Genomic DNA, 24,926 nt, shown 5'->3' with positions numbered 1-24,926 from the left:
GGAACCGCTCCGGCGGCGTCGTACGCTTGGAAGTCACAGAGGTCGTCGAACGGCGAGACCTCGCAACGGGAGGTATGTGCAGGCCACAGAGCCGGCCCATGACTCAGACACCGACAGACCAGGCCCTCGCGCCGGGGCAGGCACGAGCCCACTTCACCGTCCCCGCGAAGCACCCGATGGTGATGGTGCTCGGCTCGGGTGACGCCCTGTTGCGCGCGATCGAGAGGGCGTTCCCCGGCACCGACATCCACGTCCGGGGCAACCAGGTGAGCGCGGTCGGCGACGCTGCGGAAGTCGCACTGATCCAGCGCCTGTTCGACGAGATGATGCTCGTGCTCCGCACCGGGCAGCCGATGACGGAGGACGCAGTGGAACGGTCGATCGCCATGCTCCGGGCCAATGGCAGCGACGGCGGCGAGGCCGTGCCGGAGACCCCGCACGAGGTGCTCACGCAGAACATCCTCTCCAGCCGGGGCCGCACCATCCGCCCCAAGACCCTCAACCAGAAGCGGTACGTCGACGCGATCGACAAGCACACGGTCGTCTTCGGCATCGGCCCCGCCGGTACCGGCAAGACCTACCTCGCCATGGCCAAGGCGGTCCAGGCCCTGCAGTCCAAGCAGGTCAGCCGGATCATCCTGACCCGGCCCGCCGTCGAGGCGGGGGAGCGGCTCGGGTTCCTGCCCGGCACGCTCTACGAGAAGATCGACCCGTACCTGCGCCCGCTGTACGACGCCCTGCACGACATGCTCGACCCCGACTCCATCCCCCGCCTCATGGCGGCGGGCACGATCGAGGTCGCGCCGCTGGCGTACATGCGCGGCCGTACGCTCAATGACGCGTTCATCATCCTCGACGAGGCGCAGAACACGAATCCCGAGCAGATGAAGATGTTCCTGACGAGGCTCGGCTTCGACTCGAAGATCGTCATCACGGGTGACGTGACCCAGATCGACCTGCCGGGCGGCACCAAGTCCGGTCTGCGCCAGGTGCAGGAGATCCTCGACGGGGTCGAGGACGTCCACTTCTCGCGGCTCACGTCCCAGGATGTCGTCCGGCACAAGCTCGTCGGCCGTATTGTCGATGCGTACGAGCAGTACGACAGCCGCAACGGGAAGTAGTTCGAGAACCACATGTCGATCGACGTCAACAACGAGTCCGGAACCGAGGTCGACGAGCAGGCGATCCTCGACATCGCCCGCTACGCCCTGACCCGGATGCGGATCCACCCGCTCTCCGAGCTCTCGGTGATCGTCGTGGACGAAGAGGCGATGGCCCAGCTCCACGTGCAGTGGATGGACCTGCCCGGACCCACCGACGTCATGTCCTTCCCGATGGACGAGCTGCGCCCGCCGACGAAGGACTCCGAGGAGCCCCCGCAGGGGCTCCTCGGCGACATCGTGCTCTGCCCCGAGGTCGCCAAGAAGCAGGGCGAGGACGCGCCCACCCGGCACTCCATGGACGAGGAGCTCCAGCTCCTGACCGTCCACGGGGTGCTGCACCTGCTCGGCTACGACCACGAGGAGCCCGACGAGAAGGCCGAGATGTTCGGCCTCCAGGCGGCCATCGTGGACGGCTGGCGCGCCGAGCGCGGCCTGACCGGACCCTCCCCGGCGCCCACCGTCTCGTGAGCGCCGCCCAGCTGATCACCGGGGCGGTGCTGCTGGTCATCGTGGCCTGGCTGGCGGCCTGTGCCGAGGCCGGCATCGCCCGGGTCTCCGTGTTCCGGGCCGAGGAGGCCGTACGCTCCGGGCGGCGCGGCAGCGCCAAGCTGCTCCAGGTCGCCTCGGACCCGACCCGCTACCTGAACGTCGCCCTGCTGGTCCGGGTGTTCTGCGAGATGGCGGCCGGGGTCCTCGTCACCTACGTCTGCCTCGACGAGTTCGGCGAGAACTGGACCGCCCTGGTCGTCGCGATCGCCGTGATGGTCCTCGTCTCGTACGTGGCCGTCGGCGTCTCCCCGCGGACCATCGGCCGCCAGCATCCCCTGAACACGGCGACCGCCTCCGCGTACGTCCTGCTGCCGCTGGCCCGGGTCATGGGCCCGGTCCCGCAGCTGCTGATCCTGCTCGGCAACGCGCTCACCCCCGGGAAGGGCTTCCGCAAGGGGCCGTTCGCCTCCGAGGCCGAGCTGCGCGCGATGGTGGACCTCGCCGAGAAGGAGTCCCTGATCGAGGACGACGAGCGCCGGATGGTGCACTCGGTCTTCGAACTCGGCGACACCCTCGTGCGCGAGGTGATGGTCCCGCGCACCGACCTGATCTGCATCGAGCGGTACAAGACGATCCGTCAGGCCACCACGCTCGCCCTGCGCTCCGGGTTCTCCCGGATCCCCGTGACCGGCGAGAACGAGGACGACATCGTCGGGATGGTCTACCTCAAGGACCTCGTCCGCAAGACCCACATCAACCGCGAGGCCGAGTCCGACCCGGTGTCCACCGCGATGCGGCCGGCCGTGTTCGTGCCCGACACCAAGAACGCGGGCGACCTGCTCCGGGAGATGCAGCAGGTCCGCAACCACGTGGCCGTCGTCATCGACGAGTACGGCGGCACCGCGGGCATCGTCACCATCGAGGACATCCTGGAGGAGATCGTCGGCGAGATCACCGACGAGTACGACCGGGAGCTGCCGCCCGTCGAGGAACTCGGCGGGGACCGGTACCGGGTGACGGCCCGTCTGGACATCACCGACCTCGGCGAGCTCTTCGGCATCGACGAGTACGACGACGAGGACGTGGAGACCGTCGGCGGACTGCTGGCCAAGGCCCTGGGCCGGGTGCCCATCGCGGGGGCCACCTCCGTGGTGGAGCTGCCCGACGGGCGGCGGCTGCGGCTGACCGCGGAGGCCCCGGCCGGCCGCCGGAACAAGATCGTGACGGTGCTGGTGGAGCCCGAGAAGGGGCCGGACGGTCCCGAGGAGGGCGCGGCCCCGTGACCCCGGAGCAACTGCGCGCCTTCTGCCTGGACTTCAACGCCGCCGTGGAGGAGTTCCCCTTCAACCCCGAGACCTCGGTCTTCAAGGTGCTGGGGAAGGTGTTCGCGCTCAGCGCGCTGGACGCGCGGCCGCTGCGGGTGAACCTCAAGTGCGAACCGGAGAACGCGCTGCGGCTGCGCGAGCAGTACCCCGCGGTGGTCCCGGGCTGGCACATGAACAAGCGGCACTGGAACACGGTGACCGTGGGCGGGGTGCCCGAGGCCCTGCTGCGCGAGCTCGTCGAGGACTCGTACGACCTGGTCGTCGCGGGGCTGCCGCGGGCCGAGCGGCTGCGGCTCGACCGCTCCTAGGTCCGGTCGGCGGTTCCCGCCCGCCGCCGCCCCCGGCCTTCGGGTGCAAGGTCACGATTTCGCAGGACGTTCGGATCCACGGTTTTCCGTGCCCTACTCTTGGGTTTGCTTCCGCCAAGGAAGATCCCGACACGCGTGTCGACGCAGTCGTCGCCGAAGGGCTGACCACCCACAGGCCGGGGGATGGAGGGGAGAGCGCCTCGGCGGGGCCGTGCTCGGCACGGGACCGCCGAGGCGCTCCGTTTTCCCGGTCCCTATGCTTTCGGCATGACCGACAGCATCTCCGGCGGCAACGGGATCGACCCCGAGGACCGCAAGATCATCACCCTGGCCCGCAGCGCCCGCGCCCGCAACGGCGTGGCGGAGGGGGCGGCCGTACGGGACGAGACCGGCCGCACCTACGTGGCCGGCACGGTGACGCTGGACTCGCTCAGGCTCAGCGCCCTGCAGACCGCCGTCGCGATGGCGGTCGCGAGCGGTGCGCAGTCGCTGGAGGCCGCGGCCGTCGTGACCGAGGCCGCCGAGCCGGCCGAGCTGGACCGCGCGGCCGTCCGCGACCTCGGCGGCCCGGCCACCCCCGTGCTGCTGGCGGGCCCCGACGGCGAGCTGCGCGTCACCGTCACCGCGGGCTGACCCGGAGAACCCTGGGACCCCTGGGACCCCCGGGACCGGCGGGCCGCCCGCCCGCCGGTCCCGTGTCCGCCGCCGCTGCCCCCGTCAGGCCGGGCGGCGGCGGACCACCATGGACATCAGCGCGGCCAGCGCGCACAGCGCGCCCGAGGCGTACCAGACCACGTCGTACGACCCGAAGACGTCCCGCGCCACTCCGCCGAGGAAGGCGACGAACGCCGCGCCCACCTGGTGCGAGGCGAGCACCCAGCCGAAGACGATGGCGCTGTCCTCGCCGTAGTGCTCCCGGCACAGGGCCATGGTCGGCGGGACGGTGGCCACCCAGTCCAGCCCGTAGAAGACGATGAAGAAGACCATCGGCGGGTGCACGGCCGGGGCGAGCAGCAGCGGCAGGAAGAGCAGCGAGATCCCGCGCAGCGCGTAGTAGACGGCCAGGAGCCGGCGGGACTCGAAGCGGTCGGTGAGCCAGCCCGAGATGATGGTGCCCGCCACGTCGAACACCCCGATCACGGCGAGCAGCCCGGCGGCCGCCGTGACCGGCATCCCGTGGTCGTGGGCCGAGGGCACGAAGTGCGTCCTGACCAGGCCGTTCGTGGAGGCTCCGCAGATCGCGAAGGCACCGGCGAGCAGCCAGAACGGACCGGTGCGGGCCGCGTCGAACAGCACCGTGAGGGCCCGGCGGGCGGCTCCGGGGACGGGCGCCGGCCGGGGGACCGCCTCGGTGGCGCCGTACGGGGCCAGTCCCAGGTCTGCGGGGTGGTCGCGCAGCAGCAGCCAGACGAACGGCACCACCGCGAGGGCCGCCAGGGCCACCGTGACGGAGGCGGGGCGCCAGCCGTGCTCGGCGACCAGCCAGGACAGCAGCGGCAGGAAGATCAGCTGGCCGGAGGCTCCGGCGGCGGTGAGCACCCCGGAGACCAGGCCGCGGCGGGCGGCGAACCAGCGGTTGGTGACGGTGGCGCCGAAGGCCAGGGCCATCGATCCGCTGCCCAGGCCGACCAGCAGGCCCCAGTAGAGGACCAGCTGCCAGGCGGCGGTCATCCAGACCGTGAGCAGTGCGCCCGCGGAGATCACCGACAGGGCGCCCGCGACCACCGTGCGCATGCCGAACCGGTCCATGAGGGCGGCGGCGAACGGGGCGGTGAGCCCGTAGAGGGCGAGGTTGACCGAGACGGCCAGTCCGATCGTGCCGCGCGACCAGTGGAACTGCTCGTGGAGGGGGTCGATGAGCAGGCCGGGGAGGGAGGCGAAGGCGGCCGCGCCGATGATCGTCACGAAAGTGACGGCGGCCACCGACCAGGCGCGGTGCACACGGGGGCGGGCGGCGGGCCGGGTGGGACCGGTGAGACCAGTGGGGCTAAGGGGCCCGGTGGGCTCGGTGGGCCCGGTGGGCTCCGCGGGGAACGGCTGGGAGGCGGTGGTCTGCGTCACGCAGACAGCATCGTGCGGCCGGATCCGCTGTTCGAGTGGCCCGGGGGACAGCATTCGCTACGATCGGGCCATGGCTGCTGCTGTCCCCGGTGCCGCCCCCGGGCGGGCCCCGCACCGCGTCGTCGTCCTCGCCCTGCCGGGCCTGCTGCCCTTCGAACTCGGCATCCCGCACCGCATCTTCGGGCGGGCCGCGGACCCGGCCGGGCGGCCCCTGTACGAGATCCTGACCTGCGGGCTGGCCGCCGGGCCGGTGCAGACCGACGCGGACTTCGCCATCACCGTCGAGCACGGACCGGAGCTGCTGGCCACCGCCGACACGGTCGTCGTGCCCGCCTCCTACGAGCTCGGCCCGGTCTACGACGAGGGCCGGCTCACCCCCGAACTGGCCGCCGCCCTGGCACACGTGCGCCCCGGCGCCCGGCTCGTCTCCATCTGCACCGGCAGTTACGTGCTGGCCGCGGCGGGCCGGCTCGACGGGCGCCGGGCCACCACGCACTGGGCCTCGGCCGAGCACTTCCAGCGGCTGTTCCCGGCCGTCGAGGTGGACCCCGACGTGCTGTTCATCGACGACGGCGACGTGCTCACCTCGGCGGGGGTGGCCGCGGGCATCGACCTCTGCCTGCACCTGGTGCGCCGGGACCACGGCTCGGCGGTGGCCAACGACGTGGCCCGGCGGACGGTGGTGCCGCCGCACCGGGACGGGGGCCAGGCCCAGTTCATCGAACGGCCGCTGCCCGAGCCGCAGCTCGCGAGCACGGCCGCGGCCCGGGGGCGGATCCTGGACCGGCTGCACGAGCCGCTGCGGCTGAGCGAGCTGGCCCGGGAGGAGGCCATGTCGGTACGCACCTTCACCCGCCGCTTCCGCGAGGAGTCCGGGCTCAGCCCCGGGCAGTGGCTGGTCCGGCAGCGGGTGGAGCGGGCGCGGCAGCTGCTGGAGACCACGGGGCTGCCGATGGAGCGGGTGGCCCGGGAGGCGGGTTTCGGCACGGCGCAGTCGCTGCGCAAGCACCTCCAGTCCGCCCTGGGGGTGACTCCGACCGCCTACCGGCGCACGTTCCGCGAGGGCGGGGGAGCAGCCCCGGGGGCCCGGGGTTGAATTCCGGCCCGTCCGGCGATCGAGACCGGCGATCGAGGACCGGCGTTCGAGGACCGGGGGTCGCGGGCGGAGACCCCGAAGGCCTCGGCGCACCTTGCCAATAGCTGATGGGCCATCAGTCCATGGGTTCGGGCGGTATTGACTTCTGCGGGTCGGGACTCGTGAATGTGCGCAGCCGGCGCCGGCCGGACGGGCACGCCTGGGGAGACGCGATGGGAGCAGGCACGCACCGCCGCTGGCCGGCGGCACTGGCGGCGGTCGCGCTCGCCGCGGCGGGCGGGGCGGTGGCGCCCGCGACGGCGGCGGGCCGGGACGGCACCGGCACGGTCGGGTTCCCCACGCACTGCGTGCCGCCGCAGGAGGCCGGACTCCCGCCGGCGGACGGCCCGACCACCGCGACCCTGGCGGTGGACAACCCCGCACCGCAAGTCGGCGACACCGTCACCGTGACCTACCGGGTGGCGCGGACCGCCGCCGGGAACCCCCTGGACGCCACCCTGCCCGCCGACGTGCTCACGCCCACCGGAAAGGTCCTCCTCGGCGGCGCCCAGCAGGGCGCGGTGACCGTGACCGGGCCCAAGCGCAACGACCCCGTGCCCGCCCGGACCCCGTTCCCCGCCTTCACCATGACCGGCACCTTCACGGTCACCGACCCCGGCGAGATCACCCTCGCCCCCGGGGACTACACCGTGCACAGCGGACACCTCGCGGAGCTGGACACCACCTGCACCCCCGATCCGGCCGCGCCGCGCCCGGCCGCCGCCCGGCTCACCGCCGCCCCCGCCCCGCCCGGCGCCAACCGGCGGGCCATCGCCCTCGGCACCGCCGCCGGGCGCCCGGGTGCCCGGGTCCGCGTGACCGGGGCCGGCTTCACCCCCGGGGCCGCCGTCACCCTCGCCGGAAGGTCCGGGGCCGCCGGGACCGCCGACCGGACCACCGCCACCGCCGACGCCCTCGGCACCCTCTCCGCCGAGCTGCCCGTCGCGGACCGCACCACCACGGCCGTCACCGCGTACGAAGGGCCCGCCTGGACCTCGGAACGGGGCGCGGGCCCGGCCGCGTACACCGTGGTCGAGGCCGTCCCGCAGCTGCCCGGCACCCAGCGGATGACCCTGGACGTGGTGCCGGGCTCCCTGTCCATGGTCCAGGAGGGCGAGGAGACCGCCCTGACGCCCGTGCCGTACGGGGAGGGCGGCGCGGCCACCGGGCGGATCCGCACCGTCACCGTGCAGGACCTGCGCGGCGGGCCCGCCGGCTGGTCGCTCACCGGCCGGCTCACCGACTTCACCGGCCCCGGCGGGGTGCGGCTGGACGGCGCCCGGCTCACCTGGAAGCCCTCGTGCACCACCCGGGAGGGCAGCCCGAGCACCTGCGCCCCCGGCAGCCCGGGCCCGCTGGGCGAAGGCGCCACCCTGGCGAGCACCCCCGACGCGGCCCTGGTGGGCGGGGAGTTCACGGTGGACGCCGAGGTGTCCTTGCAGGTCCCGGCCTACACGGCCCCCGGCGCCTACACGGCGGTCCTGACCCTGACCCTGTCGTGACCGGGCCCCGTTGGCTGCGCGCGGCGGCCGCCGTCCTGCTCGCCCTCGCGGCCCTCCTGGCGGGTCCGGCGGGCGGCGCGGCGCACGCGGCCGACAACGGGCAGTGGTCGGTGCAGCCCGCCGCCACCCGGATCGCCCAGCGCCCCTACTTCTACCTGGCCGCCGCTCCCGGCACGGCCGTCACCGACCGGGTCACGGTCGGCAACCGCACCGCACGGCCGCTGGTCTTCCGGCTCTACGCCGCCGACGCGTACAACACCGCCCGGGACGGCGGCTTCGCCGTCCGCGGCCCCGACGAGCCCCGGCGCGGGGTGGGGGCCTGGACCCGCCTGGCCCGGGACCGGATCACGGTGCCCGCGCGGGCCGCCGTCACCGTCCCCTTCACCCTCGCCGTGCCCGAGCGGGCCGAGCCCGGGGACCACCCCGGTGCGATCGTCGCCCTGGCCGAGCCGGCCGGGGGAGGGCCGGGCGGCGGGAGCATCGCGGTGCAGCGGGCCGTGGCCGCCCGGGTGCACCTGCGCGTCGCCGGCCCCGCCGCCCCGGCGCTGGCCGTCGAGGGGCTCACGGTGACCCGCCCGGCGGGCTCGGACACCGCCGTCGTCGCGTACACGCTCCACAACCTGGGGAACGTCACCCTGCACCCCGCGGGCACCCTGCGGGCCGAGGGCCTCTTCGGGCGGCGGCTGCTGGACCGCCCGCTCGGCCGGCTGCCCTCGGACCTGCTGCCCGGCACCCGGGTCCGGCTCGCGGAGCGCTGGCGCGGGCTGCCCGCCTTCGACCGGCCCGAGATCCGCGTCACCGTCACCGCGGGCGAGGCCCGGGACCGGGCCGCCGCCGGATTCCGCACCGGCCCTTGGGGCGCGGCCGCCGGCGCCGTCGCGTTCCTCCTCGCGATCGCCCTGGCGGCCGCCGGGCGGCGGTACTGGTCGGCACGCGCGGCCGCATCGGGGAGAATGGCCCGCATGAGCGATCGTTCCCCCTCGTCCACCACCGCGCACCGCGCGGGCTTCGCCTGCTTCGTGGGCCGGCCCAACGCGGGCAAGTCGACCCTGACCAACGCACTCGTGGGCACGAAGGTCGCGATCACCTCCAACCGGCCGCAGACCACCCGGCACACCGTCCGCGGCATCGTGCACCGCCCGGACGCCCAGCTGGTCCTGGTGGACACGCCCGGACTCCACAAGCCGCGCACCCTGCTCGGCGAGCGGCTCAACGACGTCGTGCGCACCACCTGGGCCGAGGTGGACGTGATCGGCTTCTGCCTGCCCGCCGACCAGAAGATCGGCCCCGGCGACAAGTTCATCGCCAAGGAGCTCGCCGGGATCAAGAAGACCCCGAAGATCGCCATCGTCACCAAGACGGACCTGGTGGACTCCAAGGCGCTGGCCGAGCAGCTGCTCGCGATCCAGCAGCTCGGGGCCGAGCTGGGCATCGAGTGGGCGGAGATCGTCCCCGTCTCGGCCGTCGGCGACAAGCAGGTGCAGCTGCTGGCGGACCTGATCGCCCCGCTGCTGCCGGAGAGCCCGCCGCTCTACCCCGAGGGCGACCTCACCGACGAGCCCGAGATGGTCATGGTCGCGGAGCTGATCCGCGAGGCCGCCCTCGAAGGCGTCCGCGACGAGCTGCCGCACTCGATCGCCGTGGTGGTCGAGGAGATGCTGCCGCGCGAGAACCGCCCGGCCGACAAGCCGCTGCTCGACATCCACGCCAACGTCTACATCGAGCGCCCCAGCCAGAAGGGCATCATCATCGGCCCCAAGGGCTCGCGCCTGAAGGAGGTCGGCATGAAGTCCCGCAAGCACATCGAGGCCCTGCTCGGCACCCCGGTCTTCCTGGACCTGCACGTGAAGGTCGCCAAGGACTGGCAGCGGGACCCGAAGCAGCTGCGCAAGCTCGGCTTCTGAGACCGGGGCCCGACCCCGTCTCCCGGCCCGGCCGGACCCGTACGACCGGCAAGACCGGACCCGTCCGGCCTGTGCGGCCGGACCGTACGACGCGCAAGAGGGGCGGCACCCACCCGGGGCCGCCCCTCACGCACGTCCGCACACCTGCGTGCCGCTACCCGGCTTCGGCGATCAGGGCCGTACCCGCGCGGCGGAAGCCGGCCCGCGTGTAGATCCGGGCCACGTCCTCGTCCCCGGCCGACAGGAACACCGTCCGCGCCCCCGCCCCGCGGGCCGCGGCCACCAGGGCCGCCGTCACCCCCAGGGCCAGCCCCTGGCGGCGGGCCGTGGGCAGGGTGCCCACGCCGACCACCTCGGCCACGTCCCCGACCGGGTTGTACTGGCCCGCGCACAGCACCACCCCGTCGCGCACGGCCGCCGCCAGCGCCGTGGTGCCGGCCGCCAGCTTCCGCGCCACGTAGGCCCGGCGCACCTCGCTGCCCGGGTCGGCCATCTGCCGGCCCAGCTCCGCGACCCCGGTCTCGCCCGGGGCCGTCCCCGGGGAGGCGAAGGCCAGCGCAGGCACGGTCACCGCCGCGAGCAGGAGCGGGTCCTCGGAGCCCAGCAGCCGCACCTCCGGATGCGGGGGCACGGGCTCGGCCGCCGGGTCCAGCACCATCAGCGGATGGGCGTGCACGGGCACGCCCGCGGCCTCCACGGCGGCCCGCAGCCCCGGACTGGTCTCCGCCACCCACTCGAAGGCCTGGGGCACCTTCAGCTCGCGCTGGCGCTCCAGCACCCGCCCCACGTCCTCCGGGGTCACCGGGGCCGTGCCGCCCAGGGTGGGGCGGGCGTAGTACTGCCAGCCCGTCGGGTCCTCCTGCACGAAAAGGGTCAGCGGGCCGAAGTCCTCGGCACGGGCACCTCCCACGCGCGGCACGGTGTCGTAGTAGCGCTCGAGTGCGGGGAGGGTGTCGTCAGAAATGATCACCCGGGCATCCTGGCAAAGATGCCCGGGCAGGGCACTCCGATTACCGGGCGCGCCGATCCGGCAGGCACGGCCTACGCGCCCTCCTTGAGGACCCGGGTGACCAGCTGCCGCTGGGCGTCGGTCAGGTCGGGATCGGCGCAGTGCACCGTCCGGCCGTCCACGGTGATCCGGTACGAGAAGCCGTCCCGGACCCCGGAGGAGGCGGGGCGGGGCGGGCCCGGCCGCAGCGCCAGCTCCGCCAGTGCCCGCCACTCCTGCTCGTCCTCCTTGTCCGAGACGTCCACCTCGGCCCGCCGCTCGATGCCGGCGAAACCGCCCGTCCGGTGCACTTCGATCCGCATGTCAGGTTTCCTACCGCGCTCAGGAGGTCGGCACACCCACCTGGGACCAGGCCTTCAGCAGCGCCTGCTGCTCCTCGCCCTCGCCGTAGCGGGCCACCGCCGCCGCCACCGACAGCCGGGCGAAGTCGGCGAACGTGGCCTTCTTGTCGAGCTCCCCGCCGGTCAGGGTGTCGTACCAGATCTGCCCGGCCCGCTCCCAGGAGTGGCCGCCGAGGGCGGTGGCCGCCAGGTAGAAGGCGTGGTTGGGGATGCCCGAGTTGATGTGGACCCCGCCGTTGTCCCGGCCGGTGCGCACGTAGTCGTCCATCGTGGCCGGCTGCGGGTCCTTGCCGAGCACGTCGTCGTCGTACGCGGTGCCGGGGGCCTTCATCGAGCGCAGGGCGGTGCCCTCGACGGAGGGGGCGAAGAGGCCGGCGCCGATCAGCCAGTCCGCCTCGGCGGCCGTCTGGCCGAGGGTGTACTGCTTGATCAGGGAGCCGAAGACGTCCGACATGGACTCGTTGAGGGCCCCGGGCTGGCCGAAGTACGTCAGGTTCGCCGTGTACTGGGTGACGCCGTGGGCCAGCTCGTGGCCGATGACGTCCACGGGGATCGTGAAGTCGAGGAAGACCTCCCCGTCCCCGTCGCCGAACACCATCTGCTCGCCGTTCCAGAAGGCGTTCCCGTAGTTCTCGTCGTAGTGGACGGTGGCGACCAGCGGCAGGCCCTCGCCGTCGATCGAATTGCGCCCGAACGCCTTCAGGAACAGGTCGAAGGTGGCTCCGAGGCCGGCGTAGGCGCGGTTGACCGTCGCGTCCTGCCCGGCCTCCGAGCCCTCGCGGCGGACGATCTCGCCGGGGAGGTCCAGGCCGTTGCGGGCGTCGTGGACGGTGCGGTTCGGCTGGTCGCCGGCCGGTTCCGCCAGGTCGAGCGGGGCCACGCCGATGACGGTGTTCAGCCGCCGGGTGGTGCGCAGGGAGGCGTCGGCGATGAGGGTCCGGCGGGCCGGCTCGGCGACGAGGTGGTTGTCGGACTGGGCGAGCCGGTCCAGCAGGTGGGGCGGCACGATCGTGCAGAACACGGGGTGGAAGGCAGCAGCCATGGCATCCATGCGACAGCAATGTGGCACCGCGTGACGGGGCTGTCACTACATGCGACCATGATTCATTCGCTTGTCTGAAACGCGCCCGGGCTCGTTGACGGATCGACCGGACCTCCGCTCCGGCCCGAGCGGCATACGTCACATTCCGGACATGACGGAAATGCGGTCCCGCATACTGGAACGGCCACGCGCTCCCGGCGCGGCTCGGCTAGGGTTCCGTCCATCATGCGTTTCGGGCTGCTTCTCCTTAGCTGCCGCGGCGAGGGCCTGTAGTCGTAGGCCGACCCCCTCCCCGCGGAGTCTGGTGATGCCGTTACGACCCGTCGGCCGTTCAGCGAAAGACACGCGGACACGCGAGGAGCCCTACGCAATGACTCAGCCCATCGGTCGCCCCACGCCCATCACCAACGCGACCCACATGCAGAAGCCTTCCGGGATGCCGATCCACAAGTACGGCGTCTACGAGCAGGTGGACCTGCCCGACCGCACCTGGCCGAACCAGCGCATCACCAAGGCGCCCCGCTGGCTGTCCACCGACCTGCGCGACGGCAACCAGGCCCTGATCGACCCGATGAGCCCCGCCCGCAAGCGCGAGATGTTCGACCTGCTGGTGCGCATGGGCTACAAGGAGATCGAGGTCGGCTTCCCGTCCTCCGGCGAGACCGACTTCAACTTCGTGCGCTCCATCATCGAAGAGGGCGCCATCCCGGACGACGTCACGATCTCCGTACTGACCCAGGCCCGCGAGGACCTGATCGAGCGGACCGTGGAGTCCCTGCGCGGCGCCAAGCGCGCCACCGTGCACCTGTACAACGCGACCGCCCCGACCTTCCGCCGGGTCGTCTTCCGCGGCTCCAAGGAGCAGATCAAGCAGATCGCCGTCGACGGCACCCGCCTGGTCATGGAGTACGCCGAGAAGATCCTGGGCGACGAGACGGTCTTCGGGTACCAGTACAGCCCGGAGATCTTCACCGACACCGAGCTGGACTTCGCCCTGGAGGTCTGCGAGGCCGTCTGCGACGTGTGGCAGCCGGAAGAGGGCCGCGAGATCATCCTGAACCTGCCCGCCACCGTGGAGCGTTCGACCCCGTCCACGCACGCGGACCGCTTCGAGTGGATGGCCCGCAACCTGACCCGCCGCGAGCACATCTGCATCTCCGTCCACCCGCACAACGACCGCGGCACCGCCGTGGCCGCCGCCGAACTGGCCCTGATGGCCGGCGCGGACCGGGTCGAGGGCTGCCTGTTCGGCCAGGGCGAGCGCACCGGCAACGTGGACCTGATCACGCTGGGCATGAACCTGTTCTCGCAGGGCGTGGACCCGCAGATCGACTTCTCGCAGATCGACGAGATCCGCCGCACGTCCGAGTACTGCAACCAGATGGAGGTCCACCCGCGCCACCCCTACGCGGGCGACCTGGTCTACACCGCCTTCTCCGGCTCCCACCAGGACGCCATCAAGAAGGGCTTCGACGCCATGGAGGCCGACGCGGCCGCCCAGGGCAAGACCGTGGACGAGATCGAGTGGGCCGTCCCGTACCTGCCGATCGACCCGAAGGACGTCGGCCGCTCGTACGAGGCCGTCATCCGCGTCAACTCGCAGTCCGGCAAGGGCGGCATCGCGTACGTCCTGAAGAACGACCACAAGCTGGACCTGCCGCGCCGGATGCAGATCGAGTTCTCGCGGATCATCCAGGCCAAGACCGACGCCGAGGGCGGCGAGGTCACGCCGAAGGACATCTGGAACGTCTTCCAGGACGAGTACCTGCCCAACCCCGAGAACCCGTGGGGCCGCATCCAGCTGCGCTCGGGCCAGTCGACCACCGACAAGGACGGCTCGGACACCCTGACCGTCGAGGCGGTCGTGGACGGCATCGAGACGGTGCTGACCGGAACCGGCAACGGCCCGATCTCGGCCTTCTTCGAGGCCCTGGCCGGCATGGGCATCGACGCCCGCCTGCTGGACTACAGCGAGCACACCATGAGCGAGGGCGCCTCCTCGCAGGCCGCCTCGTACATCGAGTGCGTGATCGACGGCCGCGTGCTGTGGGGCATCGGCATCGACGCCAACACCACGCGCTCCTCGCTGAAGGCGGTCGTCTCCGCGGTCAACCGCACCTTCCGCTGACCTGACCGCTCGCCGACCGCGCGCCGACGGCTCGCGGAAGGCGCACGGAACGCACCGGGACCCCGCTCCTCCTCCGGGAGGGCGGGGTCCCGCCGCATCCGCTACCGGGCGAGGTAGCCGCCGTCCACGGGCAGCACGGCGCCCGTGATGAACGAGGCCGCGTCCGAGGCCAGGAAGGCGATCGCCCGGGCCACCTCGGCCGGCTCCCCGAGCCGCCCCATCGGGTGCGCGGCGATCATCTCCTCCAGGTACTCGGACCCGCCCGGCTCCCCGGGCAGGGCCAGCACCCGTTCCGTACGGATGGTTCCGGGTGCCACCGCGTTGACGCGGATGCCGTGCGGGGCCCATTCCACGGCCAGGTGGGCGGTGAGCCCCGAGGCCACGAACTTCGCCGGGCCGTACGCGGCCTGCCGGGCCTGCCCGGCCACCCCGGAGACCGAGGACACGCAGACCAGGGCCCCGCCGGGACGCTCCTGGGCGGTCATGGCCTCGATGGCGTACTTGCAGGTCAGGAACATGCCGCGGCCGTCGATGGCCATGACCCGGTCCCAGTCCTCCGGAGTGGTCTCGCGGACGTCCGACAGGGGCAGCACCCCGGCGTTCGCCACGGCCACGTCCAGGCGGCCGAAAGCACGCACCGCGGCGGCGACCATACGGCGGTTGTCGGCCGGATCCGAGACGTCGCCGGTGACCGTCTCGACCGGGACGTCCTCGGCGGCGAGCTCGGCGCGCAGGGCCGCGAGCCCCGCTTCGTTCACGTCGGTGGCGGTGACCCCGGCGCCCTCGCGGGCCAGCAGCAGGGCGGTCGCCCGGCCGATCCCGCTCGCGGCTCCGGTCACCAGACAGGACTTGTCCTTCACGGCCGACACCGTAAGGGGAGCGGGGGCGCATCCAGGGGCGCGCAGGGGCGCACTTCGGCCAACTGCCTTCGGGAGTGGGGAGTTGTCTTGTCACAGGGCTGCCACGGCCACACCGGTGTGGCTAACATCACGCCAACGCGGCGATGTTGCCGAAAGGTTACGGAGGTGGGACGTGCTGCCTGCTCGGGGTGAGACCGGCCGGAAGTGGACCGTGTGCGGCATCCGTACCACCTGGAGCACCGTCGGCGACGGCGAGTTCTTCTGCCCCGGATGCGGCGGAGACCGCAACTACCGCCAGCGCACCGGCCGCCGCCGCTTCACCCTGCTGGGGGTCCCGCTGCTGCCGCGCGGGACGGCGGGTCCGGTCGTCGAGTGCGGGAGCTGCCGCGAGCGCTTCGGGACCGAGGTCCTGGACCACCCCACCTGCACCCGCTTCTCGGCGATGCTGCGCGACGCGGTCCACACGGTGGCCCTGGCGGTGCTCACCGCGGGCGGCACCGGCTCCCGGGCCGTCCTGGAGGCCGCGGTGTCCGAGGTGCGTGCGGCGGGCTCCGAGGAGTGCACCGAGGAGGAGCTGGCGGCGATGGTGGACGCCCTGTCGGTGGACTCCGGCCGGCTGTCCGCGGACATGTTCGGGGCCGCCCTGTCCATCGAGTTGCACGAGGCACTGGAGCCGCTGTCGGCGCACCTGGCGCCGGCCGGGCGCGAGTCGGTGCTGCTCCAGGGGGCCCGGATCGCCCTCTCGGACGGCCCGTACAGCCCGGCCGAGCGGGAGGTCCTGGCGACCGTGGGCACGGCCCTGCGGCTGACGGGGGACGACGTGGCCCGGCTGCTGGCGGGGGTCCGGGCCTCGGGCTGAGCGGCCGGCCGCCTGCTCGCCGTCCGGCCGTGCCGCCGGACAGCAGATTCGGCGTTCCTTGCTGCTGTCGCGCGGCGGCCCGGGAGCCGCCGGGCGGCCCGCGCGCCGGTAACGATTTGCCCCTACCCGGAGGTCGGAGCGGTTCCGCATGGCCGGAATCGATCGTTCCGAAGCTGCCGCGGACTCGGTTGACCTGCCGGGGCAACCGCTTTCACGGGATGTTCACACGGCATTCCGCTTCGCTTCGCGGAACGGGCGTGTGCGCTGGTCACGGGCCCGGCCCGGACGGGATCTTCACGCGCGCGCACCGCAAATCGGCGGTACCGCCCTCCGGTGCCCATAGCGCAGGCCCGCGTCCACCGCCATGAGGTGATCCCACAAAACGCTGCCGCCTGCGCATCAACAGTTTGTAGAAGTCCACGATGTTCGTGAGGCGGGTCACGGGCGTTTGATTCCGGTCACACGCCGAGGCCCGGCTCCGCACAGCTCACGGCCCCGACCACGTGACTGCACTGACAACCCTGGCGGCCACCCGAGCGACGCCCAGGGATAACCAGATCTCCTCTCACTTACCTACCTCTTGAAGGGCAAGGCAGAGATGGCACGTGTCGCCGCCCGGCTTTCCGCCAACGGAGAGCAGAGCACGCACCCGGTCGACGAGGTGCTCCCCCTCCCCAAGCTCGCGCTGTACGGCTTCCAGCACGTACTCGCCTTCTACGCCGGCGCGGTGATCGTCCCGATCATCGTCGGCAGCGCGCTGAAGCTGAGCCCCGAACAGCTGGTCTACCTGATCAACGCAGACCTCTTCACCTGCGGTATCGCCTCGATCATCCAGGCCTTCGGCATCGGCCGCATCGGCGCCCGGCTCCCGCTGATCCAGGGCGTCACCTTCACCGCCGTCTCCCCGATGATCGCCATCGGCCTGGGCGCGGGCGGCGGCGCCGCGGCGCTCCTGGTCATCTACGGCGCGGTCATCACCGCCGGCCTCGCCACCTTCGCCTTCGCCTGGCTGCCCGCCTCGGCGTTCCGCGCGGTGATGCGGCTCTTCCCGCCGGTGGTCACCGGCACCGTGATCACCGTGCTCGGCATCGTGCTGATCCCGGTCGGCCTCCGGGACGCCGTCGGCGGCCCGCCCACCCTCGGCGACGGCGGTGTCCCCACCCAGCTCGCCTACGCCGCCGGCACCATGGCGTTCATCCTCGTCCTGATGCGCCTGGGCAAGCCCTTCCTCTCCAGCATCGCGATCCTGCTCGGCCTGGTCGGCGGCACGGCCGTGGCCTTCCTGCTGGGCGACGCCGAGTTCGGCGGGGTCGAGTCCTCGGACTGGATCGGCGTCACCACCCCGTTCCACTTCGGTGCGCCGAAGTTCGAGTGGTTCCCGATCCTCCTCATGCTGATCGTCATGCTGATCACCATGGTCGAGACGACCGGCGACACGTACGCCGTCGGCGACATCGTCGGCAAGGAGGTGGACAGCGAGACCGTCGCCCGCGCCCTGCGCGCCGACGGCGCCGCCACCGCCCTCGGCGGGGTCCTCAACTCCTTCCCGTACGTGGCCTTCGCCGAGAACGTCGGCCTGGTCCGCATGACGAAGGTCAAGAGCCGGTTCGTCGTGGTCGCCGCCGGCGTCTTCATGATCCTGCTCGGCCTGCTGCCGAAGGCGGCCGCGATCGTGGCCTCCGTCCCGCCGGGCGTGCTCGGCGGCGCCGCCACCGTGATGTTCGGCATGGTCGCCCTGGCCGGCATCCAGACCCTGGCCAAGGTGGACCTGAAGGACGAGAAGAACGCCCTGATCATCGGCGTCTCGCTGGCCTTCGCGCTCTTCCCGGCCACCGTGCCGCTGTACTTCGCCAAGCACATGGGCGGCGACCTGCGCTCCCTGCTCGAAAGCGGCGTCACCCTCGGTGCCACCGCCGCGATCGTCCTCAACCTGGTCTTCAACGGGCTGGGCGGCAAGGAGGACGCGGGGCGGGAGGCCGGGCAGGAGGCGGCCGGCAGCGGAGCCGGCGCCCCGGAGTCCACGGCGTCCCCGGAGGCGCCCGCGGACGCCCCCGCCGTACCGGCGGCCGTCGGCGCCGCCCCGGAGTCCCCGGCAGTCGTCCCGGCGCAGGCGGCGGCCGCCGGCGAGGGCGACAGCGCCCCCGCACCGGCCTCCTGACCTCCCAAGGGGTGTCCCCGGCCGGGTTCCTGCCCCGGCCGGGGCCACTGCCGTCGGCGCACGGTCCGTCCTCCGTACCGGCCGTCGGCGCACGGTCCGGCCGCCGTACCGCCCGCCGCCCCACCGGAGCGGCAGCCTCCGGAGCGTCGCCCCCGACCGGCGGGCCCGCCGCACCCGGCCCGGCCGCCGCTGCGGGTACGGGACAATGGGCCCATGAGTCTGTTCCGCGACGACGGCATCGTGCTGCGCACCCAGAAGCTGGGCGAGGCGGACCGCATCATCACGATCCTCACCCGCGGCCACGGCCGGGTCCGGGCCGTCGCCCGCGGAGTGCGCCGGACCAAGTCCAAGTTCGGCGCCCGGCTGGAACCTTTCTCCCACGTGGACGTGCAGTTCTTCGCCCGCGGCAGCGACCTCGTCGGCCGCAGCCTGCCGCTCTGCACCCAGACCGAGATCATCGCCCCGTACGGCGGCGGCATCGTCACCGACTACGCCCGCTACACCGCCGGCACCGCGATGCTGGAGACGGCGGAACGGTTCACCGACCAGGAGGGCGAGCCCGCCGTCCAGCAGTACCTGCTGCTCGTCGGCGCCCTGCGCACCCTCGCCCGCGGCGAGCACGAGCCGCACCTCATCCTCGACGCCTTCCTGCTGCGCTCCCTCGCCGTCAACGGCTACGCCCCCTCGTTCGAGGACTGCGCGAAGTGCGGCATCCACGGCCCCAACCGGCACTTCTCGGTGGCCGCCGGCGGAGTGATATGCGGGGACTGCCGGGTCCCCGGCAGCGTCGTACCCTCGGCGGAGGCCATCGGACTGCTCAGCGCCCTGCTGACGGGCGACTGGGCCACCGCGGACTCCTGCGAGCCGCGGTACGTCCGGGAGGGCAGCGGGCTGGTCTCCGCCTACCTGCACTGGCATCTGGAGCGCGGGCTACGCTCCTTGCGTTACGTAGAGAAATAAGGAGCGCAGCGACATGGCACGACGCGGGATCCTGGGACGCACCCGCCGCGAGTACCTCACTCCCGAGCCGCACCCCTCCGGTGCCCGCCCGCCGAAGATCCCCGGCGAGCTGGTCCCCAACCACGTCGCCATCGTCATGGACGGAAACGGCCGCTGGGCCAAGGAGCGCGGGCTGCCGCGCACCGAGGGCCACAAGGTCGGCGAGGGCGTGGTCCTCGACGTGCTCAAGGGCTGCCTGGAGATGGGCGTCAAGAACCTCTCCCTCTACGCCTTCTCCACCGAGAACTGGAAGCGCTCGCCCGAAGAGGTCCGCTTCCTGATGAACTTCAACCGCGATGTCATCCGCCGCCGCCGCGACGAGATGAACGCCCTCGGCATCCGGATCCGCTGGGTGGGCCGCATGCCCAAGATGTGGAAGTCGGTCGTCCAGGAGCTCCAGGTCGCCCAGGAGCAGACCGTCGACAACGACGCGATGACCCTCTACTTCTGCGTGAACTACGGCGGCCGGGCCGAGATCGCGGACGCGGCGCAGGCGATCGCCCGCGACGTGGCCTCCGGCCGGCTCGACCCGTCCAAGGTCAACGAGAAGACCTTCCAGAAGTACCTGTACTACCCGGACATGCCGGACGTGGACCTGTTCCTGCGCCCGAGCGGCGAGATGCGCACGTCCAACTACCTGATCTGGCAGAGCAGCTACGCCGAGATGATCTTCCAGGACGTGCTGTGGCCCGACTTCGACCGCCGCGACCTGTGGCGGGCCTGCCTGGAGTACGCCCAGCGCGACCGCCGCTTCGGCGGCGCCCTCCCGAACGAGATCCCGGGCCAGGGCCAGCCGTCCTGACGTGAGCCGGCAGGCGTCCTTGCGCCGAGGGCCCGCGGACGGAATCCGTCTGCGGGCCCTCGCGGGTTTCCGGGTGCGTTCCCGGGGGTGCTCTGCGTACGGCGGACGCTACGCGCCGGCGGCGCAGTCCGCGCAGGTGCCGAAGATCTCCACGGTGTGGGCCACGTTCACGTAGCCGTGCTCCGCGGCGATGGCGTCGGCCCACTTCTCCACCGCCGGACCCTCGACCTCCACGGCCTTGCCGCACATCCGGCAGACCAGGTGGTGGTGGTGCTCGCCGCTGGAGCAGCGGCGGTAGACGGCCTCCCCGTCGCTGGTGCGCAGGACGTCGACCTCGCCGGCGTCGGCCAGCGACTGCAGGGTGCGGTACACGGTGGTCAGGCCCACGGAGTCGCCGCGGTGCTTGAGCATGTCGTGCAGCTCCTGGGCGCTGCGGAACTCGTCCACCTCGTCCAGCGCCGCTGCCACGGCTGCGCGCTGCCGGGTCGACCGTCCCCGTACTGGCGCGCTGCTCGTCTCGCCAGGCGCAGTCCCCACCGGTTCCTCCTCACATCGGCCGAAGGGCCATTGTGCCAGGCCGCCCGTACTGCGGGCGCTCCGTGCGGCCCGGGTATCAGACCTTCACGTCGTCCCCGGTGCACACCTCGGCGGTGGCCCGGGCCGCCTTGGCACGCCTTCTGGCCAACGGCGCGGACAGCAGCGAGAGGGCGAGGAAGACGCCGATGGCGAGGAGCACGATGGCGGCGCCGGAGGGCGCCTCCACGTAGTACGTGGTGACCGTGCCGGCCAGCGAGACGGTCAGGCTGATCCCGATGGCCAGGGCCAGGGTGGCCATGAACCCGCGGGTGAGCCGCTGGGCGGCCGCGACCGGGATCACCATCATGGCGCTGACCAGCAGCAGGCCCACGATCCGCATGGCGACGGTGACGGTGACCGCGGCGGTGACCGCGATCAGCAGGTTCAGCGCGCGCACCGGGAGACCGGTGACCTTGGCGAACTCCTCGTCCTGGCAGACGGCGAACAGCTGGCGCCGCAGGCCCACGGTGACCGCGATGACGAAGACCGCGAGCAGGGCGATGGCGGTGACGTCCTCGGGGGCGACCGTCGTGATCGAGCCGAACATGTAGCTGATCAGGTTGGCGGTGGAGCCGCCTGGCGCCATGTTGATGATCATGACACCGCCGGCCATGCCCCCGTAGAAGAGCACGGCCAGCGCGATGTCCCCGCTGGTGCGCCCGCGGGAGCGGATCAGCTCCATGCCGACCGCGCCGACGATCGCGACGAGGGTGGCCATCCACACCGGGCTGGACTGGAGGAAGAAGCCGAGGGCCACTCCGGTCATGGCCACGTGCCCGATGCCGTCGCCCATGACGGCCTGGCGGCGCTGCACGAGGTACGTGCCGATGGCGGGGGCGGTGATGCCGACCAGGGCGGCGGCGATCAGCGCCCGCTGCATGAAGGCGGGGGTCAGGAATTCCATCAGCTCAGCAGTCCCGTCCGGAGCGGCTCGGCGTCGTGGGCCGCGTGGGGGTGTACGTGGTCGTGGCCGGGCAGCGCGTGCTGGCCGACGGCCTCGGGGGGCGGCCCGTCGTGGACCACGCAGCCGTCGCGGAGCACGACGGCGCGGTCGATGAGGGGCTCCAGCGGGCCGAGCTCGTGGAGGACGAGCAGCACGGTGGTGCCGACGGCCACCTGCTGCCGCAGGGCGCTCGCCAGCACCTCCTGGTTGGCGAGGTCCACGCCCGCCATCGGCTCGTCCATGATCAGCAGTTCGGGCTCGACGGCGAGGGCGCGGGCGATCAACACCCGCTGGTGCTGGCCGCCGGAGAGGGCGTTCACCGAGGACTCGGCGTGCGGGAGCATGTCGACGAGCTCCAGGGCCCGGTCCACCGCGGCCCGGTCCGCCTTGCGCAGGAACCCGAAGCGGGTGCGGGCCAGCCGGCCGGCGGAGACCACCTCGCGGACGGTCGCGGGCACCCCGCCGGCGGCGGTGGTGCGCTGCGGTACGTAGCCGATCCGGGACCAGTCGCGGAAGCGCTTGAACGGGGTCCCGAACAGGGCGAGTTCGCCCCCGCTCAGCGGCACCTGGCCGACGACCGAGCGCACCGCGGTCGACTTGCCGGAGCCGTTGGCCCCGAGCAGGGCGACGACCTCGCCGCGCCGGACGGTGAGGTCGATGCCGCGCAGGACGGTGCGCGAACCGAGCGAGGCGGTGGCCCCGCGCAGGGATATGACGGTCCGGTCCGCCGCTGCGGGACCGTCCGGTCCGGGTGCCTGTGCGGGCAGGGTCGACTCCATGGCCTGCGCCTCCGTCACTGCTGTGGTGGTCACTTGGCGCCGAGCGCCTTTTCGAGGTTCTTGAGGTTGGACCGCATGACCTCGAAGTAGTCCTTGCCCTGGGACTTGTCGGAGATCCCCTCCAGGGGGTCCAGCACGTCCGTCTTGAGGCCGAGGTCCTCGGCGAGGGTGTCGGCGGTCTTGGGGCTGGCCAGGGTCTCGAAGAAGACGGTCGAGACCTTCTCCTTCTTCGCCAGCGCCTGGAGCTCCTTCATGCGGGCGGGGCTGGGCTCGGACTCGGGGTCCACGCCCGCGATGCCCTCCTGGTCCAGCCCGTAGCGCTCGGCGAGGTAGCCGAAGGCGGAGTGGGTGGTGATGAAGGTCTTGCCCGCGGTGTCCTTCAGGCCGTTCTTGAACTCGGTGTCCAGGGCGCCGAGCCGGGCGACCAGGTCCGCGGTGTTCTTCTCGTAGTCGGCGGCGTGGGCCGGGTCCGCCTTCTCGAAGGCCTTGCCGACCCCGCGGGCGATCTCCGCGTACTTCACCGGGTCCAGCCAGACGTGCGGGTCCTCGCCGGCCTCGCCGTGGTCGTGGCCGTGCCCGTCGCCCTCGGCGCCGTGCTCGTGGTCCTCCTCGCCGGCGAGGTGGTGGACCTCCATGGTGGTCAGCGCGGCGGCGTCGATCTTCGTCTCGGCCCCGGCCTGCTCCACGGCCTTGTCCACGGCCGGCTGGAGCGACTTCAGGTAGAGGACCACGTCCGACTCGTCGAGCCGGGCGGTCTGGCGGGGGGTGATCTCCAGGTCGTGGGGCTCGACTCCCGGCTTGGTCAGGGAGGAGACCGCGGTGTGCTCCCCGCCTATCTGCTCGGCGAGGAACTGGAGGGGGTAGAACGACGCGACCACGCTCAGCTTGCCGTCCGCCGAGCCGGCGGCGTTGGCTCCGGAGCAGGCGGTCAGGGCCGTCGCGCCGAGGGCGACTGCTCCGGCGAGGGCGGTGGCGGGTATGAGGCGTCGTACGTTCATGACAGTCATTTTCATCAAAAATGGAAACGATTGTCAAAAGCCCCGGCGTGCGCGCCTGCCTCGCGCGCGGTATAGAGGAACCGATTTGAAAGTGGGGGTGAGGGCGCCGGTACCCTGAGGCCTTCGCCGTTCATCCTCGTAATGAAGAGAGCACCGTGGCCGCCGACAAGATCGACACCATCGTCAGCCTCAGCAAGCGCCGTGGCTTCGTCTACCCGTGCAGCGAGATCTACGGCGGTCAGCGTGCCGCCTGGGACTACGGGCCGCTGGGTGTCGAGCTCAAGGAGAACATCAAGCGCCAGTGGTGGAAGGCGATGGTGACCTCCCGCGAGGACGTCGTCGGCATCGACTCCTCCGTGATCCTGGCGCCCGAGGTCTGGGTGGCCTCCGGTCACGTCGCGACCTTCTCGGACCCGCTGACCGAGTGCACCTCCTGCCACAAGCGCCACCGCGCCGACCACCTGGAGGAGGCGTACGAGGCCAAGCACGGCCGCCTCCCCGAGAACGGCCTCGCCGACGTCAACTGCCCCAACTGCGGCGTCAAGGGCCAGTTCACCGAGCCCAAGCAGTTCTCCGGCATGCTGGAGACCCACCTCGGCCCGACCCAGGACACCGGCTCCAAGGCGTACCTGCGCCCCGAGACCGCCCAGGGCATCTTCACCAACTTCGCCCAGGTGCAGCTGACCTCGCGCAAGAAGCCCCCGTTCGGCATCGCGCAGATGGGCAAGTCCTTCCGGAACGAGATCACTCCGGGCAACTTCATCTTCCGCACCCGCGAGTTCGAGCAGATGGAGATGGAGTTCTTCGTCAAGCCGGGCGAGGACGAGCAGTGGCAGGAGTACTGGATGCAGGAGCGGTGGAACTGGTACCGCGACCTCGGCATCCGCGAGGACAACATCCGCTGGTACGAGCACCCGAAGGAGAAGCTGTCCCACTACTCGAAGCGCACCGCCGACATCGAGTACCGCTTCAACTTCGGCGGCTCCGAGTTCTCCGAGCTCGAGGGCGTGGCCAACCGCACCGACTTCGACCTGAAGGCGCACTCCCAGGCCTCCGGCCAGGACCTGACGTACTTCGACCAGGAGGCCGGCGAGCGCTGGACCCCGTACGTCATCGAGCCGGCGGCCGGCGTCAACCGCGCCATGCTCGCCTTCATGCTCGACGCGTACATCGAGGACGAGGCCCCCAACGCCAAGGGCGTCATGGAGAAGCGCACCGTCATGCGCCTCGACCCGCGCCTGGCGCCGGTCAAGGTCGCGGTGCTGCCGCTGTCCCGCAACCCGCAGCTGTCCCCGAAGGCCAAGGGCCTCGCCGCCGACCTGCGCCGCAACTGGAACATCGAGTTCGACGACGCGGGCGCCATCGGCCGCCGCTACCGCCGTCAGGACGAGATCGGCACCCCGTTCTGCGTCACTGTCGACTTCGACACCCTGGACGACAACGCGGTGACCGTGCGCGAGCGCGACACCATGAAGCAGGAGCGCGTGTCCCTCGACCAGATCCAGGCCTACCTGGGTGCGCGTCTGATCGGCTGCTAGCAGCCGG

At 72.2% G+C, this 24,926-nt stretch carries 23 protein-coding genes; 14 read left to right on the top strand and 9 right to left on the bottom strand.

The window, feature by feature from the left end; all coding sequences use genetic code 11:
- The first annotated feature begins 98 nt into the window (after window positions 1–98).
- The 5 genes from ACZ407_RS03410 (at window position 99) to ACZ407_RS03390 (ending at window position 3,918) form a co-directional block, all read left to right on the top strand.
- Window positions 99–1,121, top strand: a complete 1,023-nt coding sequence (locus tag ACZ407_RS03410) for a PhoH family protein (RefSeq protein WP_468125109.1) — start codon at window positions 99–101, stop codon at window positions 1,119–1,121.
- A gap of 12 nt (window positions 1,122–1,133) precedes the next feature.
- Window positions 1,134–1,631 carry an rRNA maturation RNase YbeY gene (ybeY, locus tag ACZ407_RS03405; RefSeq protein ID WP_468125107.1) on the top strand — a complete coding sequence of 166 codons (498 nt, stop codon included), beginning with the start codon at window positions 1,134–1,136 and terminating at the stop codon, window positions 1,629–1,631.
- Window positions 1,628–2,935: a hemolysin family protein gene (locus tag ACZ407_RS03400; protein WP_468125105.1), complete on the top strand. Its 1,308-nt coding sequence runs from the start codon at window positions 1,628–1,630 to the stop codon at window positions 2,933–2,935. The genes ybeY and ACZ407_RS03400 overlap by 4 nt, the downstream gene beginning before the upstream one ends.
- A complete protein-coding gene (locus ACZ407_RS03395; RefSeq protein ID WP_468125103.1) occupies window positions 2,932–3,285 on the top strand; it encodes an MmcQ/YjbR family DNA-binding protein in 354 nt (117 codons plus the stop codon). Before ACZ407_RS03400 ends, ACZ407_RS03395 begins: the two co-directional genes overlap by 4 nt.
- Window positions 3,286–3,552: 267 nt before the next feature.
- Window positions 3,553–3,918, top strand: a complete 366-nt coding sequence (locus ACZ407_RS03390; protein ID WP_468125101.1) for a cytidine deaminase — start codon at window positions 3,553–3,555, stop codon at window positions 3,916–3,918.
- 84 nt (window positions 3,919–4,002) lie between these two features.
- Here the strand turns inward: ACZ407_RS03390 and ACZ407_RS03385 are convergent, their stop codons facing one another.
- A complete protein-coding gene (locus ACZ407_RS03385; protein ID WP_468125100.1) occupies window positions 4,003–5,346 on the bottom strand; it encodes an MFS transporter in 1,344 nt (447 codons plus the stop codon).
- 70 nt (window positions 5,347–5,416) lie between these two features.
- Between ACZ407_RS03385 and ACZ407_RS03380 the strand changes: the two genes are divergently transcribed.
- The 3 genes from ACZ407_RS03380 to era all read left to right on the top strand — a co-directional run bounded on the left by ACZ407_RS03380 (window position 5,417) and on the right by era (window position 9,887).
- Window positions 5,417–6,442 (top strand): GlxA family transcriptional regulator, encoded by a 1,026-nt coding sequence (locus tag ACZ407_RS03380; RefSeq protein ID WP_468125098.1) that lies wholly within the window; start codon window positions 5,417–5,419, stop codon window positions 6,440–6,442.
- 212 nt (window positions 6,443–6,654) lie between these two features.
- Complete coding sequence (locus tag ACZ407_RS03375) at window positions 6,655–7,983, top strand: WxL domain-containing protein (RefSeq protein ID WP_468125097.1); 1,329 nt, start codon at window positions 6,655–6,657, stop codon at window positions 7,981–7,983.
- Between the two features lie 953 nt (window positions 7,984–8,936).
- Window positions 8,937–9,887, top strand: coding sequence for a GTPase Era (gene era / locus ACZ407_RS03370; protein ID WP_468125469.1), 951 nt, complete (start codon window positions 8,937–8,939; stop codon window positions 9,885–9,887).
- Between the two features lie 154 nt (window positions 9,888–10,041).
- Here the strand turns inward: era and ACZ407_RS03365 are convergent, their stop codons facing one another.
- From ACZ407_RS03365 to ACZ407_RS03355, 3 genes are all read right to left on the bottom strand, one after another.
- Entirely contained in the window at window positions 10,042–10,857 is an 816-nt protein-coding gene (locus ACZ407_RS03365) for a GNAT family N-acetyltransferase (protein ID WP_468125095.1), read from the bottom strand.
- 71 nt (window positions 10,858–10,928) lie between these two features.
- Complete coding sequence (locus ACZ407_RS03360) at window positions 10,929–11,198, bottom strand: protealysin inhibitor emfourin (protein ID WP_468125093.1); 270 nt, start codon at window positions 11,196–11,198, stop codon at window positions 10,929–10,931.
- Between the two features lie 19 nt (window positions 11,199–11,217).
- Window positions 11,218–12,279: a M4 family metallopeptidase gene (locus tag ACZ407_RS03355; protein WP_468125092.1), complete on the bottom strand. Its 1,062-nt coding sequence runs from the start codon at window positions 12,277–12,279 to the stop codon at window positions 11,218–11,220.
- Between the two features lie 370 nt (window positions 12,280–12,649).
- On the opposite strand from ACZ407_RS03355, the gene leuA reads away from it, so the two are divergent.
- A complete protein-coding gene (gene leuA, locus ACZ407_RS03350; RefSeq protein ID WP_468125090.1) occupies window positions 12,650–14,407 on the top strand; it encodes a 2-isopropylmalate synthase in 1,758 nt (585 codons plus the stop codon).
- A gap of 101 nt (window positions 14,408–14,508) precedes the next feature.
- On the opposite strand, the gene ACZ407_RS03345 is transcribed toward leuA, so the two are convergent.
- Window positions 14,509–15,267 carry an SDR family NAD(P)-dependent oxidoreductase gene (locus ACZ407_RS03345; protein WP_468125089.1) on the bottom strand — a complete coding sequence of 253 codons (759 nt, stop codon included), beginning with the start codon at window positions 15,265–15,267 and terminating at the stop codon, window positions 14,509–14,511.
- Between the two features lie 172 nt (window positions 15,268–15,439).
- Between ACZ407_RS03345 and ACZ407_RS03340 the strand changes: the two genes are divergently transcribed.
- The 4 genes from ACZ407_RS03340 (at window position 15,440) to ACZ407_RS03325 (ending at window position 20,085) form a co-directional block, all read left to right on the top strand.
- Window positions 15,440–16,126 carry a tellurite resistance TerB family protein gene (locus ACZ407_RS03340; protein ID WP_468125087.1) on the top strand — a complete coding sequence of 229 codons (687 nt, stop codon included), beginning with the start codon at window positions 15,440–15,442 and terminating at the stop codon, window positions 16,124–16,126.
- A gap of 598 nt (window positions 16,127–16,724) precedes the next feature.
- Window positions 16,725–18,284, top strand: coding sequence for a nucleobase:cation symporter-2 family protein (locus ACZ407_RS03335; RefSeq protein ID WP_468125086.1), 1,560 nt, complete (start codon window positions 16,725–16,727; stop codon window positions 18,282–18,284).
- 213 nt (window positions 18,285–18,497) lie between these two features.
- Complete coding sequence (gene recO, locus ACZ407_RS03330; RefSeq protein ID WP_468125085.1) at window positions 18,498–19,244, top strand: DNA repair protein RecO; 747 nt, start codon at window positions 18,498–18,500, stop codon at window positions 19,242–19,244.
- Window positions 19,245–19,257: 13 nt separating this feature from the next.
- Window positions 19,258–20,085 carry an isoprenyl transferase gene (locus ACZ407_RS03325; RefSeq protein WP_468125083.1) on the top strand — a complete coding sequence of 276 codons (828 nt, stop codon included), beginning with the start codon at window positions 19,258–19,260 and terminating at the stop codon, window positions 20,083–20,085.
- Window positions 20,086–20,193: 108 nt separating this feature from the next.
- Here ACZ407_RS03325 and ACZ407_RS03320 read toward each other — a convergent pair whose 3' ends face one another.
- The 4 genes from ACZ407_RS03320 to ACZ407_RS03305 all read right to left on the bottom strand — a co-directional run bounded on the left by ACZ407_RS03320 (window position 20,194) and on the right by ACZ407_RS03305 (window position 23,381).
- The gene (locus ACZ407_RS03320) at window positions 20,194–20,622 is read right to left on the bottom strand and encodes a Fur family transcriptional regulator (RefSeq protein ID WP_468125081.1); all 429 of its coding nucleotides are present in this window, start codon (window positions 20,620–20,622) and stop codon (window positions 20,194–20,196) included.
- Window positions 20,623–20,698: 76 nt separating this feature from the next.
- Complete coding sequence (locus ACZ407_RS03315; protein ID WP_468125080.1) at window positions 20,699–21,565, bottom strand: metal ABC transporter permease; 867 nt, start codon at window positions 21,563–21,565, stop codon at window positions 20,699–20,701.
- Window positions 21,565–22,383 carry a metal ABC transporter ATP-binding protein gene (locus tag ACZ407_RS03310; RefSeq protein ID WP_468125467.1) on the bottom strand — a complete coding sequence of 273 codons (819 nt, stop codon included), beginning with the start codon at window positions 22,381–22,383 and terminating at the stop codon, window positions 21,565–21,567. The genes ACZ407_RS03315 and ACZ407_RS03310 overlap by 1 nt, the downstream gene beginning before the upstream one ends.
- A 29-nt stretch (window positions 22,384–22,412) precedes the next feature.
- Complete coding sequence (locus ACZ407_RS03305) at window positions 22,413–23,381, bottom strand: metal ABC transporter substrate-binding protein (protein WP_468125079.1); 969 nt, start codon at window positions 23,379–23,381, stop codon at window positions 22,413–22,415.
- A gap of 155 nt (window positions 23,382–23,536) precedes the next feature.
- On the opposite strand from ACZ407_RS03305, the gene ACZ407_RS03300 reads away from it, so the two are divergent.
- A complete protein-coding gene (locus ACZ407_RS03300) occupies window positions 23,537–24,919 on the top strand; it encodes a glycine--tRNA ligase (protein ID WP_468125077.1) in 1,383 nt (460 codons plus the stop codon).
- The last annotated feature ends 7 nt before the right edge of the window (window positions 24,920–24,926 follow it).

Source organism: Streptomyces sp. NPDC030809, from assembly GCF_055572195.1.
This window is presented reverse-complemented; position numbering and strand designations above follow the sequence as displayed.

Excerpts from the sequence above, each read along its gene's own strand:
- ACZ407_RS03410 (WP_468125109.1), top strand. The coding sequence starts at position 99 with ATGACTCAGACACCGACAGACCAGGCCCTCGCGCCGGGGCAGGCACGA.
- ybeY (WP_468125107.1), top strand. The coding sequence starts at position 1,134 with ATGTCGATCGACGTCAACAACGAGTCCGGAACCGAGGTCGACGAGCAG.
- ACZ407_RS03390 (WP_468125101.1), top strand. The coding sequence starts at position 3,553 with ATGACCGACAGCATCTCCGGCGGCAACGGGATCGACCCCGAGGACCGC.
- ACZ407_RS03380 (WP_468125098.1), top strand. The coding sequence starts at position 5,417 with ATGGCTGCTGCTGTCCCCGGTGCCGCCCCCGGGCGGGCCCCGCACCGC.
- ACZ407_RS03375 (WP_468125097.1), top strand. The coding sequence starts at position 6,655 with ATGGGAGCAGGCACGCACCGCCGCTGGCCGGCGGCACTGGCGGCGGTC.
- era (WP_468125469.1), top strand. The coding sequence starts at position 8,937 with ATGGCCCGCATGAGCGATCGTTCCCCCTCGTCCACCACCGCGCACCGC.
- ACZ407_RS03360 (WP_468125093.1), bottom strand. The coding sequence starts at position 11,198 with ATGCGGATCGAAGTGCACCGGACGGGCGGTTTCGCCGGCATCGAGCGG.
- ACZ407_RS03355 (WP_468125092.1), bottom strand. The coding sequence starts at position 12,279 with ATGGCTGCTGCCTTCCACCCCGTGTTCTGCACGATCGTGCCGCCCCAC.
- leuA (WP_468125090.1), top strand. The coding sequence starts at position 12,650 with ATGACTCAGCCCATCGGTCGCCCCACGCCCATCACCAACGCGACCCAC.
- ACZ407_RS03335 (WP_468125086.1), top strand. The coding sequence starts at position 16,725 with ATGGCACGTGTCGCCGCCCGGCTTTCCGCCAACGGAGAGCAGAGCACG.
- recO (WP_468125085.1), top strand. The coding sequence starts at position 18,498 with ATGAGTCTGTTCCGCGACGACGGCATCGTGCTGCGCACCCAGAAGCTG.
- ACZ407_RS03325 (WP_468125083.1), top strand. The coding sequence starts at position 19,258 with ATGGCACGACGCGGGATCCTGGGACGCACCCGCCGCGAGTACCTCACT.
- ACZ407_RS03315 (WP_468125080.1), bottom strand. The coding sequence starts at position 21,565 with ATGGAATTCCTGACCCCCGCCTTCATGCAGCGGGCGCTGATCGCCGCC.
- ACZ407_RS03310 (WP_468125467.1), bottom strand. The coding sequence starts at position 22,383 with ATGGAGTCGACCCTGCCCGCACAGGCACCCGGACCGGACGGTCCCGCA.
- ACZ407_RS03305 (WP_468125079.1), bottom strand. The coding sequence starts at position 23,381 with ATGAACGTACGACGCCTCATACCCGCCACCGCCCTCGCCGGAGCAGTC.